The 14,142-nt window shown below is 48.0% G+C and carries 13 protein-coding genes, 1 tRNA gene and 1 riboswitch; of the genes, 5 read left to right on the top strand and 9 right to left on the bottom strand.

The window, feature by feature from the left end; translation table 11 throughout:
- Positions 1 to 6 precede the first annotated feature (6 nt).
- A complete protein-coding gene (locus AC0VZ8_RS03440; protein WP_071222114.1) occupies positions 7 to 339 on the top strand; it encodes a hypothetical protein in 333 nt (110 codons plus the stop codon).
- A gap of 271 nt (positions 340 to 610) precedes the next feature.
- On the opposite strand, the gene AC0VZ8_RS03435 is transcribed toward AC0VZ8_RS03440, so the two are convergent.
- On the bottom strand, positions 611 to 1,339 hold the full coding sequence (locus tag AC0VZ8_RS03435) for an N-acetylmuramoyl-L-alanine amidase (protein ID WP_071222317.1): 729 nt from the start codon (positions 1,337 to 1,339) through the stop codon (positions 611 to 613).
- Between the two features lie 406 nt (positions 1,340 to 1,745).
- On the opposite strand from AC0VZ8_RS03435, the gene AC0VZ8_RS03430 reads away from it, so the two are divergent.
- Entirely contained in the window at positions 1,746 to 1,946 is a 201-nt protein-coding gene (locus AC0VZ8_RS03430) for a DUF6199 family natural product biosynthesis protein (protein ID WP_475486051.1), read from the top strand.
- Between the two features lie 490 nt (positions 1,947 to 2,436).
- Here AC0VZ8_RS03430 and AC0VZ8_RS03425 read toward each other — a convergent pair whose 3' ends face one another.
- Complete coding sequence (locus tag AC0VZ8_RS03425; RefSeq protein WP_074961926.1) at positions 2,437 to 2,535, bottom strand: YjcZ family sporulation protein; 99 nt, start codon at positions 2,533 to 2,535, stop codon at positions 2,437 to 2,439.
- Positions 2,536 to 2,899: 364 nt separating this feature from the next.
- Here AC0VZ8_RS03425 and AC0VZ8_RS03420 point away from each other — a divergent pair, with 364 nt between their 5' ends.
- A complete protein-coding gene (locus AC0VZ8_RS03420; protein ID WP_216532661.1) occupies positions 2,900 to 3,139 on the top strand; it encodes a WGxxGxxG family protein in 240 nt (79 codons plus the stop codon).
- A 1,030-nt stretch (positions 3,140 to 4,169) separates the two neighbouring features.
- Here AC0VZ8_RS03420 and AC0VZ8_RS03415 read toward each other — a convergent pair.
- Positions 4,170 to 4,241: transfer RNA gene (locus AC0VZ8_RS03415), tRNA-Thr, on the bottom strand.
- Between the two features lie 108 nt (positions 4,242 to 4,349).
- On the bottom strand, positions 4,350 to 4,655 hold the full coding sequence (locus AC0VZ8_RS03410; RefSeq protein ID WP_071222119.1) for an MTH1187 family thiamine-binding protein: 306 nt from the start codon (positions 4,653 to 4,655) through the stop codon (positions 4,350 to 4,352).
- Positions 4,656 to 5,014: 359 nt separating this feature from the next.
- Positions 5,015 to 5,248, top strand: a riboswitch (cobalamin riboswitch).
- Between the two features lie 194 nt (positions 5,249 to 5,442).
- Here AC0VZ8_RS03410 and AC0VZ8_RS03405 point away from each other — a divergent pair.
- Together AC0VZ8_RS03405 and AC0VZ8_RS03400 are read left to right on the top strand one after the other, a co-directional pair.
- Entirely contained in the window at positions 5,443 to 7,776 is a 2,334-nt protein-coding gene (locus AC0VZ8_RS03405) for a ribonucleoside-diphosphate reductase subunit alpha (RefSeq protein ID WP_071222121.1), read from the top strand.
- Between the two features lie 716 nt (positions 7,777 to 8,492).
- The gene (locus AC0VZ8_RS03400) at positions 8,493 to 9,524 is read left to right on the top strand and encodes a ribonucleotide-diphosphate reductase subunit beta (RefSeq protein ID WP_071222122.1); all 1,032 of its coding nucleotides are present in this window, start codon (positions 8,493 to 8,495) and stop codon (positions 9,522 to 9,524) included.
- A gap of 120 nt (positions 9,525 to 9,644) precedes the next feature.
- Here AC0VZ8_RS03400 and AC0VZ8_RS03395 read toward each other — a convergent pair whose 3' ends face one another.
- From AC0VZ8_RS03395 to AC0VZ8_RS03375, 5 genes are all read right to left on the bottom strand, one after another.
- A complete protein-coding gene (locus AC0VZ8_RS03395; protein ID WP_475486050.1) occupies positions 9,645 to 10,586 on the bottom strand; it encodes a GNAT family N-acetyltransferase in 942 nt (313 codons plus the stop codon).
- A 126-nt stretch (positions 10,587 to 10,712) separates the two neighbouring features.
- Positions 10,713 to 10,856: a hypothetical protein gene (locus tag AC0VZ8_RS03390; protein WP_260068482.1), complete on the bottom strand. Its 144-nt coding sequence runs from the start codon at positions 10,854 to 10,856 to the stop codon at positions 10,713 to 10,715.
- Between the two features lie 162 nt (positions 10,857 to 11,018).
- Positions 11,019 to 11,816: a DUF817 domain-containing protein gene (locus AC0VZ8_RS03385; RefSeq protein WP_071222126.1), complete on the bottom strand. Its 798-nt coding sequence runs from the start codon at positions 11,814 to 11,816 to the stop codon at positions 11,019 to 11,021.
- A 316-nt stretch (positions 11,817 to 12,132) separates the two neighbouring features.
- A complete protein-coding gene (locus AC0VZ8_RS03380) occupies positions 12,133 to 13,551 on the bottom strand; it encodes an MDR family MFS transporter (RefSeq protein ID WP_475486049.1) in 1,419 nt (472 codons plus the stop codon).
- 83 nt (positions 13,552 to 13,634) lie between these two features.
- Complete coding sequence (locus AC0VZ8_RS03375; protein WP_235613203.1) at positions 13,635 to 14,042, bottom strand: MarR family winged helix-turn-helix transcriptional regulator; 408 nt, start codon at positions 14,040 to 14,042, stop codon at positions 13,635 to 13,637.
- Positions 14,043 to 14,142 lie beyond the last annotated feature (100 nt).

Raw genomic sequence — 14,142 nt, 5'->3', positions numbered from 1 at the left:
GGCATAATGAATACTGGGATCAGTGGATTAGACGGACTGGATGAAGAGAAGCTATCAGAAATTCGCGAAAATGCCGCAAGGCTCTCGGACATGAAACAAGAAGTGCCCGTGGAAGAATTGTTCTCGGAATCATTTATTCAAAGACATACCAAGTTTTCTTCAATCGGTCACTTGCTGAAAGCCGCAGGTTATGAGGGAAGCACAGATGAAGAGTTTGACGAATTCATACAAGGACATACGATTAACCCGTTTATCGTTGAGCATACCCCATTTCGCAGCTGGCAGGATTTCCAGGAATTAGCCGTATCGGCTTATATCACGAAATGGCTGGGATTGTAAATAGTCATCCAAAAGCCTGGACTTTACCTCAGATGAGGGAAGACAACCAAAGAAGCCCCTCTAACCGATGTTAGAAGGGCTTCTGATATATTTTTTAAGGGGTGCTTATATCATAAGCTCCGAATATTAATGGAAGCTTAAATTAGGATTAAAGGGACATAAATTGTTCGATGGGGCACAAATAGCACTGCTCTTTTGCACACCCCCAACAGGTGGAGGTTTGCATATCATGGAAGAGAACCATACTTCCTATCTCCAAATAATCAGGTATTTATTCGGTCGTAACTGTAGCCGTCTTGGTCTTATTATCCCAGCTCACTTTGGCCCCTAATGCTTCACCGATGGCCCGAAGCGGCACATAGGTCACGCCATTCTCAAGCTTGCCATCCGCGATCTGCTTTCCGTTGACGACGACATGTACCTTATCCTCCACTGTACCAGCCCCCTCTTTCTTCTGAAGCCCCAAATATTTAGCAATGCCATTTACATGCCCGATCGCAATAGAATCTATTACATCCTGCCGTTTAAGCTTGGCTGCATCTGCCGCGACATCGATAAACAAGTTTTCGGTTAAGACAGCAGGCATTTTAGATTCACGGACCATATGCAAGTTAGCGGCCTTCTGACCCCGATCGATGACTCCGAAGGATTTAATGGCATTCATGACCTCCGTATGCATAACGTTCTGCAATTTTACCGAACCGGAGCTTGCCGAGGTATATCGATATGACTCAAAGCCCCCTGCACCTCCACCCGCGTTACAATGGATGCTAACTAGGATATCTGCGCCAGCAGCGTTTGCCTTATGAGTCCGTTCAGCCAATTCAAGGAACACATCTGAAGACCGGGAGAGTAGTACTTGGACATCGCCATAATCAGCTTCCAATCGTTTCTTCACAGCAAGAGACACCGCTAACACGACGTCTTTCTCCTGCAGGCCATTTCCGGTTGCTCCGGAATCCTTCCCGCCATGCCCTGCGTCAATCCAAACCTTTTTCACGATCATTCACCGCCTTTGTAGGTTGTTGAATAGCCCGGTGATCCATTACAGCGAAGGCAACTGCAGCAATTCCTTCCACCAATGCTTCCACGCTTATATTAGGCAAGCAACTGTAAGTCCTACTGCAAGGACGAGTATAATATATAAGATACTCCAATCTGGTACATTCGGTGTTTGCTTAAGCCTATATTGGATGGCCTAGATACAGTCTCTATGTTCGTCGATGCCATTCATATCAGGCTTGATCTATTAGTATTCAGAAATCCGACGAAATAGCAATCCGGATGAACTGGAGCTCTGGTGGAATTATCCACCTTTTTAGCTTGTAATATGTATTACTCGGATTAACTATTTTCATTGAGCTTTTGGTGAGGAGCTGGTTAATATATCTGGATTTGTACTTATCGTGTTTGCTGTCGTTTTTTTGGTACGTGGTGTATTGAGAATACGCAAACCTACATGGGGTTCCTTATATAGAATCTGGAAAGTAAAGTATGATTCTGAGCCAAGTTCGGACTACATTCAACATATTAAATCCAGCGGGCTTCTTCTGCTGGTTCTCGGATCCATTTTATTCGTGGCAGGAATTCTGATTGTTCTGCTATGATCCCTCTTTCCAAGCATAATAACGAGCCCACACACACCTTCTCGCCTTTTTCAATGGTTATACATCCTATCAACGGAAAAGCGGCAGATAGTCAATTCCATTTCATTCTCAAGTTGCAGCTCTATGGATAGTGGTGAACCTCTGTTAAGGTTCACCACTGCATTACAGACTTTTTATGCGTGATTCTTCTTATGCTTTTTACACTTTACGATGATTTTTTGTCCAGGTTTGAGGACGATAACTTTAACCTTATGATGATGTTTTTTCATAAGAAATCCTCCCTTCACAGAAGATATTGCATTATATGCAGCGTCTGCGAGAATGAATTGGACTACTAATCTATGAAATGAAACCATGAAACAATCGACAAAAGAACCCTCTCTCTGATTGCACTGTGTTATGGAAAAGGCATCCAGATTTCTGGATGCCTTCAAATATAATCCTGGAACATTCAATTCACGTAAGCGGGGTCCTTATACAAGGTATTTACTTAAAATCCCCATGTACGCAGTATAATTACAAGTAGAATAAAGAGAACGAGAATAACACCAATACTACTTCCATACCCAGAACCTTCGTATCCACTCATTTTTCCCTACCCCTTCCTAATTGGAATAATACATAGTATGTAAGGGCGTCTGATAACGCAAAGGCAAGAGGTAATAGTCAAGGACATATTTTATAAAAGCAAGAACTATCGAAGATGCGATTACTGTTTAGCCCAGTTCATATCCATATTTCCACTATAACGATAAGGATATGGAATCTTAACATCTACAGTGGTATAACCTTCAAAAAATGATAGTGCTGGCCATTTCTGAGGCTGCTTTTCTGTCTTTTTTGAGATACTTCCTTCGTTGCTCAGTAACGAATAATAATATCTGTAAAGGGCACCATAATTCTGGTACCTGTCCCGATAGAAATCAACATAATTACGGAAAGGAGTTCAAATCATGAAGAAAATCCTCGCCACATTTTTAGCCGGTATAAGTATTGCTTTGATTCTTGCGGTTCCTGCTTTTGCAGAAAACAACAACATGAATTCAAACGATATGAGAACCAATAACGTGAACACAAACGGCTATAACACCAATGCTGTAGGCAATGACAACGATACTGACTGGGGTTGGCTCGGTTTACTCGGTCTTGCTGGCCTCGTAGGTCTGAGACGTCGCAATCCGGAACGTCATTAAAGAGAACGTTGAAGCAATATAATAAAATCCTGCTCATTCGAGCGGGATTTTATCATTCTTTCACCAATCTCAGAGTCCATCTTGGTCAAGATCGGTCCTTTGAGTCAACACACTTTGCAGCAGCAGGGTTCCCTTTCGCGAGTCCCGCTCCTTGACTTTTGGTGTACTTTGACTTGATGAAAAATTTAGCTGAGACCCTTAGATATAACAAAAAACTGCCTGTCAATAAGCCAGCAGGATCTTATATTCTATTAGTACTCTAGCTTTCATTTTAGTTTTGTTATCCCAGCCACGTTGACTCCGAGCACCTCGCCAGCAGCCCGGAGAGGTACATAAATCACTCCGTCTGCTAACTTACCGTCTGGAATCCCCATTTTTTCAGATAACATCTACTCGTGTTCAAATGAACCATAGTAAATTTTACCTGACTTTGATATACTGACTTCATTACTTTAGTCATGGGTGCGTGATCAATCAAATGTGGGATAAAGAACTAAAAATAGCCATTCAGAAGAAGCATATCGTGACGATATACCTCATCAATGGCGAAGTATTACAAGGCATACCAGATGCTTGTACAGATCGCTTGGAGATGCGGAGTGCTTATGGGCCAGTCTGGGTTCCATTAGAGGAAATAAAGCATGTGAGTCGATTAATCCGACTAGACGACAAAAGGAACCTGCTGGCATAGACAGAGGTTCCTTTTGTCGTGTCATTTTCTTTCTGGCTTTCTATAGCAAACTTCTTTCGCCCTCACCACTCACCTAATTCAAGTTCACTATGACACCAATCCATTTCTCATTTTGATGATTCACGTACACTATAACCATCCATAGGGAAGTGTCACTGTTGAGTTGGCCTAAACCCAAACAATGTAGAAGGAAGACGATTGTTGGTTGTTCTTCAAAGTGAAAAGGAAAAGTCTTCATCAGACTAAAGGGTAGAAAAATGGTAGAAGAACGGGTTAAACAACAAAAATGGCGCGATTCCGAAAACTCAGAAAACCGCGCCGTTATTGACTTTATAAAGATGCTGGTGAAGGGAATTGAACCCCCGACCTACGCATTACGAGTGCGTTGCTCTACCCCTGAGCTACACCAGCACATGTGATTCGATGTTATTCCTCACGAAACAACAAAAATTATTATAATACTTCAGCAGCAAAATGCAAGCCCAATTCTTACGGAAATATCCCCCGAAACTGGCGGCATTACCCGCCTAATTTCTCCTGCACGGACTGGATCTTCTGTTTGCTTGAGGAAACTTGATCCCTGCGGTCGTCGATCTTCACGGAAGTCGATACGCGCTGCGCACCGGACAGAAAAGGCGCTTCATGCAAAGCCTCAATCGCCCGCCAGATCATGTTAAGCTCTCCCTCAATGATGGTGCTCATTGAAGTCAGCTCATAGGATATTCCATCCTGTTGTTTCAATACACGCTGCATCTCAGCAACATAAGAGCTCAAACTCGTTGTTGCGGTTCCGATTGGAATCACCGTTACCTCCGCTATTGCCATCTTAAAAACCTCCCTCGTTCCCATCCCAATTATATGGTATGCTCTAAATTTCCGAATACTGTTATCATAACAATTCTGGCCCTCCATATCAAAGTCCGTCTGCCTTTAGCTTCACACAAGATATGGTGTACCTTCCTCGTTTCGTCCATACGAATATATCCTATTTTGTCAAAACGATAATATACGTGGTATCTGCGCAGAAAAGGTCGCATTTGGTCACAATTCCGGAAATGTTATGGCCTTTTGGCAGTTTCTTAACTGGCACAATGACCGCTCGTTTGCTATAATTCATTTTGCGTTCAATTTTAAGAATATGGTTTACAAACACAATATATTGGGTTAAATTAGATTAACAACAACCAAATATAGTGTGTATAGGTGCCGGATCAACCTATAAGGCAGTCCGGCTTAATAGGGAAGCATGGTGTAAATCCATCACGGTCCCGCCACTGTAAGGGCTCTAAGGCTGTTTATGATCTATCAGCCGTCCACATCCGACATATGCCACCGAGGAACCGGAGCAATGTTTCGGGAAAGGCAATGCCGAGGGAAGAAGCTCAAGTCAGGAGACCTGCCTATATGCAGTAGACACCAACCTACGGGGTTTTAGGTAAGTGTTCGTTAAACTTGCGTCTGTACATAACATCATGCCCGTTCATGGGCTTATGGCAAACGTCATTTTCGAATCACAGCGCACGGACATTTTCAAGCCTGCCCGCGGGTTTCAGAAAATGTTTTTTTGATGTCCTTTTTCATATTTCCCCCGAAGAAAGCGAGGAATTTATTCATGCCCCAGCTCGTAGTTAAACCGAACAACCGTCAGCTCGCCTTTGATGAAATTCGCCTCTCCGTCTATGCCGATCGGACTCTGAAAGGATTGGACATGCTCGATAAAGAACGCCTGCTTCGCGGCGTCAATGCCAAATTGCGCGGCGAGCAAGTTACCGGCGAAGAAATCAGCAACGCCTTCACGATGTCCGCCCTTGAGCTTGTCACCAAAGAGGAACCGAATTGGAAGTTTGCAGCTGCGCGTTCGTTTCTGACCTCTTTATATAAAAAAGCGGCCACCAACCGCCGATACAAAGCCTACCCGGAAGAACCATACGGTGCCTTCTATCCGCTCATTACGGAACTTGTACAAAAAGGCATCTATCGCGAGGATCTTCTGACCAGCTATACCAAAGAACAAATCGAAGAACTCGGCGAGTGCATCGATCCAAGCCGTGATCTGCTGTTTGATTACATCGGTCTGTTGACGCTGGCTGAGCGTTACCTGGCAAACGATTTTGATGGTCGCGTTATGGAACTTCCGCAAGAACGTTACATGGTCATCGCGATGTTCCTCATGCATAACGAGCCTGCCGACAAGCGTCTCGACCTTGTCAAAGAAGCCTACTGGGCCATGAGTAACCTGTACATGACGGCGGCTACGCCGACAATGTCCAATGCAGGCAAAAAGGTAGCCGGCCAGCTTTCCAGCTGCTTCATCGATACCGTGGACGACTCCCTGGAGGGGATCTTCGATTCCAATACGGATATCGCCCGTCTCAGCAAAATGGGCGGCGGCATCGGGGTATACCTCGGTAAAGTCCGTGCACGCGGCTCTGACATCCGCGGTCACAAGAATACCAGCTCCGGCGTTATCCCTTGGATTCGCCAGTTGAACAACACCGCTGTTAGCGTTGACCAATTGGGAACCCGTAAAGGTGCCATCGCGGTTTATCTGGATGTGTTCCACAAAGACATTCTGTCCTTCCTGGATCTGAAGCTGAACAACGGTGACGAGCGTATGAGAGCACATGACGTGTTCCATGGCGTATGTCTGCCTGACTTGTTCATGGAGGCTGTAGAAGCACGTGAAGAGTGGAGCTTGTTCTGTCCGCACGAAGTGAAGAAAATCATGGGCTGGAAAGACGAGAATGGCCGTCCGCTGGGCCTGGAAGACTTCTATGATCAAGGACAAGGCGAAGGCGAATTCCGTCAAAAGTATGCTGAAGCTGTAGCAAACCCGCTGCTGCCACGCATTACGGTACAAGCCATCGACATTATGAAGCGCATCATGAAATCCCAGCTTGAAACGGGTACACCGTACATGTTCTACCGCGACACGGTCAACCGTGCGAACCCGAACTCTGCGCATGGCATGATCTACTCTTCCAACCTGTGCACGGAGATCATGCAGAACCAATCTCCGACAGTCGTTGAGCAAGAGGAGCTGGTTACGAAAGATGGACAAACCCGGATCGTTATTTCCAAAATCCCTGGCGATTTCGTTGTCTGCAACCTGAACTCCATCCACTTGGCTCGTGCTGTACCTGCCGGTGTGCTGGAGCGTCTCGTTCCAATCCAGGTTCGCATGCTGGATAACGTCATCGACATTAACAATATTGAAGTTCTGCAAGCGCAATATACCAACAGTCAATATCGTGCGGTCGGTCTCGGCACCTTCGGTCTGCACCACTTGCTGGCGCTGGAAGGCATTCGCTGGGAATCCGACGAAGCCGTTGCCTATAATGACAACCTGTATGAACACATCAACTACCTGCTCGTTAAATCCAGCATGGAGCTGGCCAAGGAAAAAGGCCATTATCCGAAATTCAAAGGCTCCGACTGGGAGAGCGGCGAGTACTTCACGTTCCGCGGTTACACCGACGGCGAGCATGAAGGCAAGTTCGTAACCACCGAACAATGGCGCGAATTGCAGCAAGAAGTACAAGCGAACGGTGTCCGTAACGCATGGCTGTTTGCCATCGCACCGAACGGCTCCACCTCGATCATCGCGGGTTCCACGGCGAGCATCGATCCATTGTACGAACTTCTTTCTTATGAAGAAAAAACCACCTATAAAGTGGCTAACCCGGCTCCGGATCTGTCCGAAAAAACGATCTGGTACTATAAAACGGCTTTCTTGATCGACCAGCATTGGTCCATCAAAATGGCTGCCGCCCGTCAGCGTCACGTTGACCAGGCGCAAAGCTTTAACCTGTATGTCCGCCCTGATATCCGTGCTTCGGAATTCCTGGAGCTGCACCTGCATGCTTGGAAAGCCGGTATCAAGTCCACGTACTATGTACGCAGCCGTGCGCTGACGATAGAAGAGTGCGAGTCGTGCGCAAGCTAAGAGTTTAGTCTAACCTTTTTCGAACCCACCCAAACCCTCCCTTCCAAGGGAGGGCCCCAAGGGCGCTGCCCTCTGGACACCCGTAAGGGGTTCAAGGTGTGAATGAGACGCTTCTACGTTACTTTGGTGGCTAGGAGCGCTTTCTCCCTACGGGAACGCTGGAATATTGTGCGAAGCTAATGAGTTACTTCGTGCGATTTTTTGAGTTACTGCCTGCGTGGATCGCTCTCCCTTTGGGAATCACTTTTCATGTGGTGCGAGGCTAATAAGTTACTTCGTGCGGTTTTTGAGTTACTGCCTGCTGGGATCGCTCTCCCTTTGGGAATCGCTTCTCATGTGGTGCGAAGCTAATGAGCTACTTCGTGCGATTTGTTGAGTTACTGCCTGCGTGGATCGCTCTCCCTTTGGGAATCGCTTCTCATGCGGTGCAAACAAGCATCGAACAGCTGCATGCGGGTGTTCCCGCACAGCAGAAGTGGATAAGCTTTCTAAATAGAAGACTACAAGGGTAAGGGTATCCAATCGGAAGAGTTTACGTCCGCCTTTGGGAGCCCTTTGCAACCTTAAAAATATATTCAAGGCAAAGGGCGGACAACAAGCGGCTCGAGATGGATACCCGTCCCGGTGCGATACCCGTCCCGTGAATATGCGGACCAGTATCCCTCAGCTTCGCCTAAGCGCCGCCCTACTATGATATACAAGGAGAGAAAATCGGCATGCAAATGCAAAAGATATTTAACACCGAAGCACCCAACCGCTCCACGCGTGTTATTGAAGGTGAATGCTCCGGGATCCTGAACTGGAACGACATTCGGATGCCTCATATGTACAAGCTGTACAAGGTCCTGCTGCTGAACCACTGGATCGCAGACGAGATTCCGATGTCCAAGGATGCGCAGCAGTTCCCGCGCCTGGACCCTGAAGAGCAGCGCACCTTCAAGATCAACATCTCCCTGCTGGCAGTATTGGATTCCATGCAGACGATGTTTGTGAGCGACGTGAAGCGATACTTCACGGATTCATCGCTCGAAGCCATCTCGGCCATCATCGGTCAGCAAGAGGTGGTTCACAACCAATCCTATTCCTATGTGCTCTCTTCCATCGTTTCGGATCAGGAACAGAAGGAAATCTTCGAGTACTGGAAGCATGATCCGGTTCTGCTAGAGCGCAATCAGTTCATTTCGGACATCTATCAAAACTTCCGTGACAATCCGTCGCCGCAGTCCTTCTTCGAAGCCATGGTGGCGGACCTGATCCTGGAAGGCATCTTCTTCTACAGCACGTTTGCCTTCTTCTACAACCTGGCTCGTGACCAGAAGATGATGGCAACCAGCCAGATGATTTCCTATATTCAGCGTGATGAGAACCAGCACTGCTACTTCTTCGCCGAAGTGTTCAAGCAGCTGCTCAAGGATTTCCCTGAGCTGAACACGAAAGAGAACATCGACTACCTGTACCGCACCATCGATCGTGCGGTTGAGCTTGAGACCAACTGGGCTCACTACACACTCAGCAATGTGCGCGGCATCGATCTGAACGAATTGGGCGATTACATCAAGTACATCGCGAACCGTCGTATCACCATGATGGGTCTGGAAAAAGCTTATGAAGGCGTGGACGTTAACTGCATGCCATGGATCAAGCCTTTCTCCGATGAAGCCCTCAACGCGACGAAGACCGACTTTTTCGAAGCCAAATCCCGAAACTACGGCAAAGTTGGCGACGACAACGGGTTTGACGATCTATAAGCTCCTCTCCATATCACAAACCTCCGTAATCCCTTAACAGGAATCCACGGAGGTTTTTTTGTAACTGCATATGATCGGCCGCAGTCCAAGTCTACAGCTCTTACTTACGGTTCATCAATGCTATCCCTTTGCTGCCCATACCTCGATCTCCACCAGAATGGACGGCATCGCCAATGCCGGCACGTAGGCCATCGTCATGGCCGGCGCCTTCCCTCCGTGGAATTTCTCCCATACCTGATGGAAATGATCCCAGTCGACCTCCTGAGCTGCCCAAATGTTGATTTTGACGATATGATCCGCCGATATCGCTTCCGCAGCCAACAACCTCTCAATATTCGCCAAGGTGTTCTCCACCTGCTGCTTCATATCGTCCGGCAGATTCCCCTCACTGTCGGTTCCCACCTGACCGGAGAAGACCAGCAGCTCGCTCCCTCTCGGAACCTTGGTTATATGGGTATAAGGCCCGACCGGCGGGGCAATAACAGGTGGATTGTACCGCTGAATTGAAGACGGCTGCTGCTCATCGGCTTCATTCAAAATAGCCAGTGTCTGATGGTCTTCCCACGTTCCGTTGATTTTCACGTTTTTTCGGGCAATCCCTTCTTTATGGAATCCGGCTTTCAAAAGCACTTGGATCGAGGGCCGGTTGTGCGGCATCACGCCCGCCTCAATCCGGTGAAACTTTAATTCCTGAAAGGCAAACTTCACGACCAATTGAACCGCTTCGGTCATATAACCCTTTCCGTTATGGTCTTGGTCCAAAAAATAACCGATCCAGCAGCTCTGCAGATCCCCCCGCACCACTTCGGTAAGCATAATCTCCCCGATGATCACTCCGGTGTCCCGCAGCCCAATCACATAGACATACCCTTGATCTGCCTTGCTGGCTTCCATGGCCTTTCGGATCCGCTCAAGCTGTCCCTGATGGGTGTAGAAGCTCTCTTCCCTTAAGCCCGTGAACCGCTGGAAAAAATCCCGGTTATCCTTCTCGAGCTTCAAAAGTGCGTCCACATTCGATTCCTCTACCGACTTCACATAAATCTGTTTCCCTTGCATGAACATACGTATCCCTCTCCTCTGTTTGAATCATTAGAAACACAAAAAAAACACCACAGCGCACCTGTGGTGTACATGCCTATCTATGCAACCACAAGCAAGCGACCTGTGGTGTTTAATTCCACTGCATCCTCATTCGGTCATCGAATGGAAGGATCCTTGATCGCCCGAATATCCGATTTTGGACACACTTCTCCCAAGATCGGACGGATCAAAGAAAACAGCGGTGGAGTATCCCATGCCTTTTGCCAAAGACGCCAATGATCTTTTTTTCATGTGGATCCTCCTCCCTTCTGCTTCGCGCGGTTCATCTATGCCAAACATCTATGTTCATACAAAGTCTCTGCCTTAAGCTCGAGTCGCAACGTTAGCTTTCCATCATCTAATTAACCATAGGATATATGATTAGGCATAAATGGTCAAATCCGCTAAACTGACTCACATGACCGTTCCCTTCGGATTGCCTTGGGACGGTCCTCTACCCTGCTTCAGATGCTTCAGCTGAGCTACAATGATGACACTGATCACGACCAGCAGAAACCACGAGCTGATTTTGCCGATATGCACAAGGCTCCATGTGCGCTCCTGACCCGGATAAGTCCAGGCCCCAAGAAACGTAGAAATGTTCTCAGCGATCCAGATAAAAAAGCCAATCAGCAGAAACGACAGCACCAGCGGCATCCGCAGCGTTTTTCCGTCCACGTCAAAATACACCATGGTTCTGCCGAACACCACGAATAACAATGCCGTGAGAAGCCAGCGTGCATCCCACACATAGTGATGGGTAAAGAAGTTGGCATAGATCGCTGCGCTGATCAGCACGGTCAGCACAGGCAGCGGCCAGCCCGTTATACGCAAATGCATTCGGCGCCATGCCTGGCATATATAACTGGCCACACTGGCGTACATAAAGCCGCTGTACAGCGGGACGCCGCCGATTTTGCTCCAGCCTTCCTCCGGGTAAGACCACGAGCCCATATGCACTTTATACAGCTCCAGCATCAAACCGATGACGTGAAAGACGCAGATGACCTTCAGCTCATCCCATGTCTCCAGCTTGCTCACCAGCATCCCGATTTGCGCCAGCACACATATGAGAAGGATGAGATCATACCGCGCCAAGCCGGGAATCTCAACCACCTTGGTCAGTCCCAGCGCACCGAAGATCATAACCGGAAATATGCAGGACAACGCCTGCTGATAACCGAAAATCCACAGCTTCCGTATAAATTCCATAAGCTCCTCCTACCACCTGCACATTCGTAATTCGTATACTTCACCCTACCACAGACCGCGATTTCAATAAAAGAACAGCGTTGTCATAATTCGTGCAATCCATTGACGGGTGTAATGCAAAAAAAGAGAGCAGCCCTTCAGCTGCCCTCTTACCCGTTAACGTCCTATTTGCCCATGCTTGAGGTTATCCTTGACGCCAACGATGCAGCTCAACATACCCCATTCAATCGCTTGATACCTTTCGAGTTTCCCTATCTTACGCCAGGCTTCAACGGCCCGCAGGATTATCTTCTCCACTTGGCCGATGAACGCCCGGTCAGAGCGCAACAGGGTGAGCCGTTTTTTTCTTTTTGACCCGTAACAAAAATGTAAGAGGTATGGCAATAACAGCCACCATCGTTCCGATCATAAACACGTCATCAATGCCCATCGTTGTCGCCGCACGCTGGGTCGAAGCCCCCGCACCCATGTAGTAGGACGTTCTGGATACCACCAGTGCGCTGAATATGCCGATCGATAACGAAGCGAGCCCTTGGCGCGCCCAGTTCGTGATGGACGATGCGTGGCCTGAATATTCGCTGGACACCGCGCTCATCGCTGCGTTCGTTAACGGCATATTGCATAAAGCAATGCCGAGGCAGCGAACCAGCTGCAGCAAGGAAATGTACAGAACCGAGGTATGGATGCCGATTCCGCTGAAAGCGAGCGTGGCGGCCACAATGATGAGAACTCCCGTGATCACCAGCCGGAATGGACCGATCCGATCGTAAAATTTGCCGATAATCGGCGAAGCAGCGGCCATGACAACCGCGCCCGGCAGCATGATAAGTCCGGTATCCATCGGAGACAGCTTCAGCACGGTCTGTAAATAGAGCGGCACCAGCAAGGTTCCCGTATACAGCGATATCGTCACGATGCAGTTCAGGATCAAGCTGTACCGAAATCGGGGGAATTTGAATACTTTAAGCTGCAATAACGGGGATGAAACCCGCAGCTCCCACTTAATGAAGAACAGCAGCAGTAAAATTCCGGAGATGAGCAGGGACAGGGTCTTCCAGGATCCCCAGCCCCAGTCGTTGCCGTGGCTGAAGGAGAGCAGCAAAAGAGAACTGCCCGCCACCACCGTCAAGAATCCGAGGAAATCGAACCTCTTCTTCCCGGTCAGTCGATAAAAAGGAATGAATTTGCTTACGATGACCATCGAGATCAGACCGATCGGAATATTTAGAATGAAAATCGATTTCCATCCAAAATATTGCACCAGCCATCCGCCAAGTGTCGGCCCGATCACCGGTGCCAGCATAGAGGCCAGGCTCCATAGTCCCATGGCGTAGGCTTGCCGCTCCCGGGGGAATACCTGGTAGATGATGGTCATCGTAATCGGGATAATCATCCCGCCGAACACGCCTTGCGTAATCCGGAAAGCAATCAAAGTCTCGATGTTCCAGGCTACAACGCATAATAGCGACGAAAGCGTAAAGCCCAACAAGGCCAGGACAAACAGCCTCTTATAACTAAGCTGGTCCCCCATGTAACCTACGATGGGAGCCACAATGCCCGTTGCCAGCAAATAACCGGCCATCAGCCATTGAGTTGTGCTCAGCGTGGCATCGAACTGCTCCATGACAACGGGAAAAGCCACGTTGATGGTCGTAATGCTGAGCACCGCCAGAAAATTACCGAAAAAGATAGCGCTCATTATAAGCCAAAATGAAGATTTATCTTGTGTATTCACATGAAGCCTCCTAAACAAAGTAACCCCGCCCGGATCTGGTTAACAGAGCTGGAGGCGGGATTCAAAGAGTTTGGTCTTTGGTGTTATGGAAATAATTTCTTGCCAAGCAATCGCAGTAAAATATACAGGTTATCCGCCTCGTCCTCATCCAGCTGCTTGAAGGATTCCATGACGGCATAATCTCCTTCGCTGCGGGCATCGAGCACAAGCTGCCGGCCTTCTGCCGTAAGATTGACATAGTGGCTGCGTCCATCACTGGGATTTGGCGTTCGAACCACCAGCCCCCGCTGTCCCAGAGCGTCCACTAAATACGTGATCGTTGCAGCCTTAAGCTCCATATGCTCAGCCAACCGATTCGGAAGCAGCGGACCCTGCTGCTCGATCAAACTTAAGATCTTATACTGATTCATCGTTAAATCGTTCTTTCTCAAGTGACTCAAAAAAGATACGACCCGATGGCTCGTCATTTTATCCGATAACTCACGATACATCTCCATGAGTCTCTCGACGCTTGCTTCTCTTCCGTTCTCCAGAGTTTCTCACCTCGCTACTTATTTTAGTTCAATGATTCTAACTTGTAAACACCATTTT

Source organism: Paenibacillus sp. QJM3NY_38 (assembly GCF_056173265.1).
This window is presented reverse-complemented; position numbering and strand designations above follow the sequence as displayed.

Excerpts from the sequence above, each read along its gene's own strand:
- AC0VZ8_RS03375 (WP_235613203.1), bottom strand. The coding sequence starts at position 14,042 with ATGTATCGTGAGTTATCGGATAAAATGACGAGCCATCGGGTCGTATCT.
- AC0VZ8_RS03390 (WP_260068482.1), bottom strand. The coding sequence starts at position 10,856 with ATGAAAAAAAGATCATTGGCGTCTTTGGCAAAAGGCATGGGATACTCC.
- AC0VZ8_RS03425 (WP_074961926.1), bottom strand. The coding sequence starts at position 2,535 with ATGAGTGGATACGAAGGTTCTGGGTATGGAAGTAGTATTGGTGTTATT.
- AC0VZ8_RS03385 (WP_071222126.1), bottom strand. The coding sequence starts at position 11,816 with ATGGAATTTATACGGAAGCTGTGGATTTTCGGTTATCAGCAGGCGTTG.
- AC0VZ8_RS03420 (WP_216532661.1), top strand. The coding sequence starts at position 2,900 with ATGAAGAAAATCCTCGCCACATTTTTAGCCGGTATAAGTATTGCTTTG.
- AC0VZ8_RS03440 (WP_071222114.1), top strand. The coding sequence starts at position 7 with ATGAATACTGGGATCAGTGGATTAGACGGACTGGATGAAGAGAAGCTA.
- AC0VZ8_RS03405 (WP_071222121.1), top strand. The coding sequence starts at position 5,443 with ATGCCCCAGCTCGTAGTTAAACCGAACAACCGTCAGCTCGCCTTTGAT.
- AC0VZ8_RS03410 (WP_071222119.1), bottom strand. The coding sequence starts at position 4,655 with ATGGCAATAGCGGAGGTAACGGTGATTCCAATCGGAACCGCAACAACG.
- AC0VZ8_RS03400 (WP_071222122.1), top strand. The coding sequence starts at position 8,493 with ATGCAAATGCAAAAGATATTTAACACCGAAGCACCCAACCGCTCCACG.
- AC0VZ8_RS03395 (WP_475486050.1), bottom strand. The coding sequence starts at position 10,586 with ATGTTCATGCAAGGGAAACAGATTTATGTGAAGTCGGTAGAGGAATCG.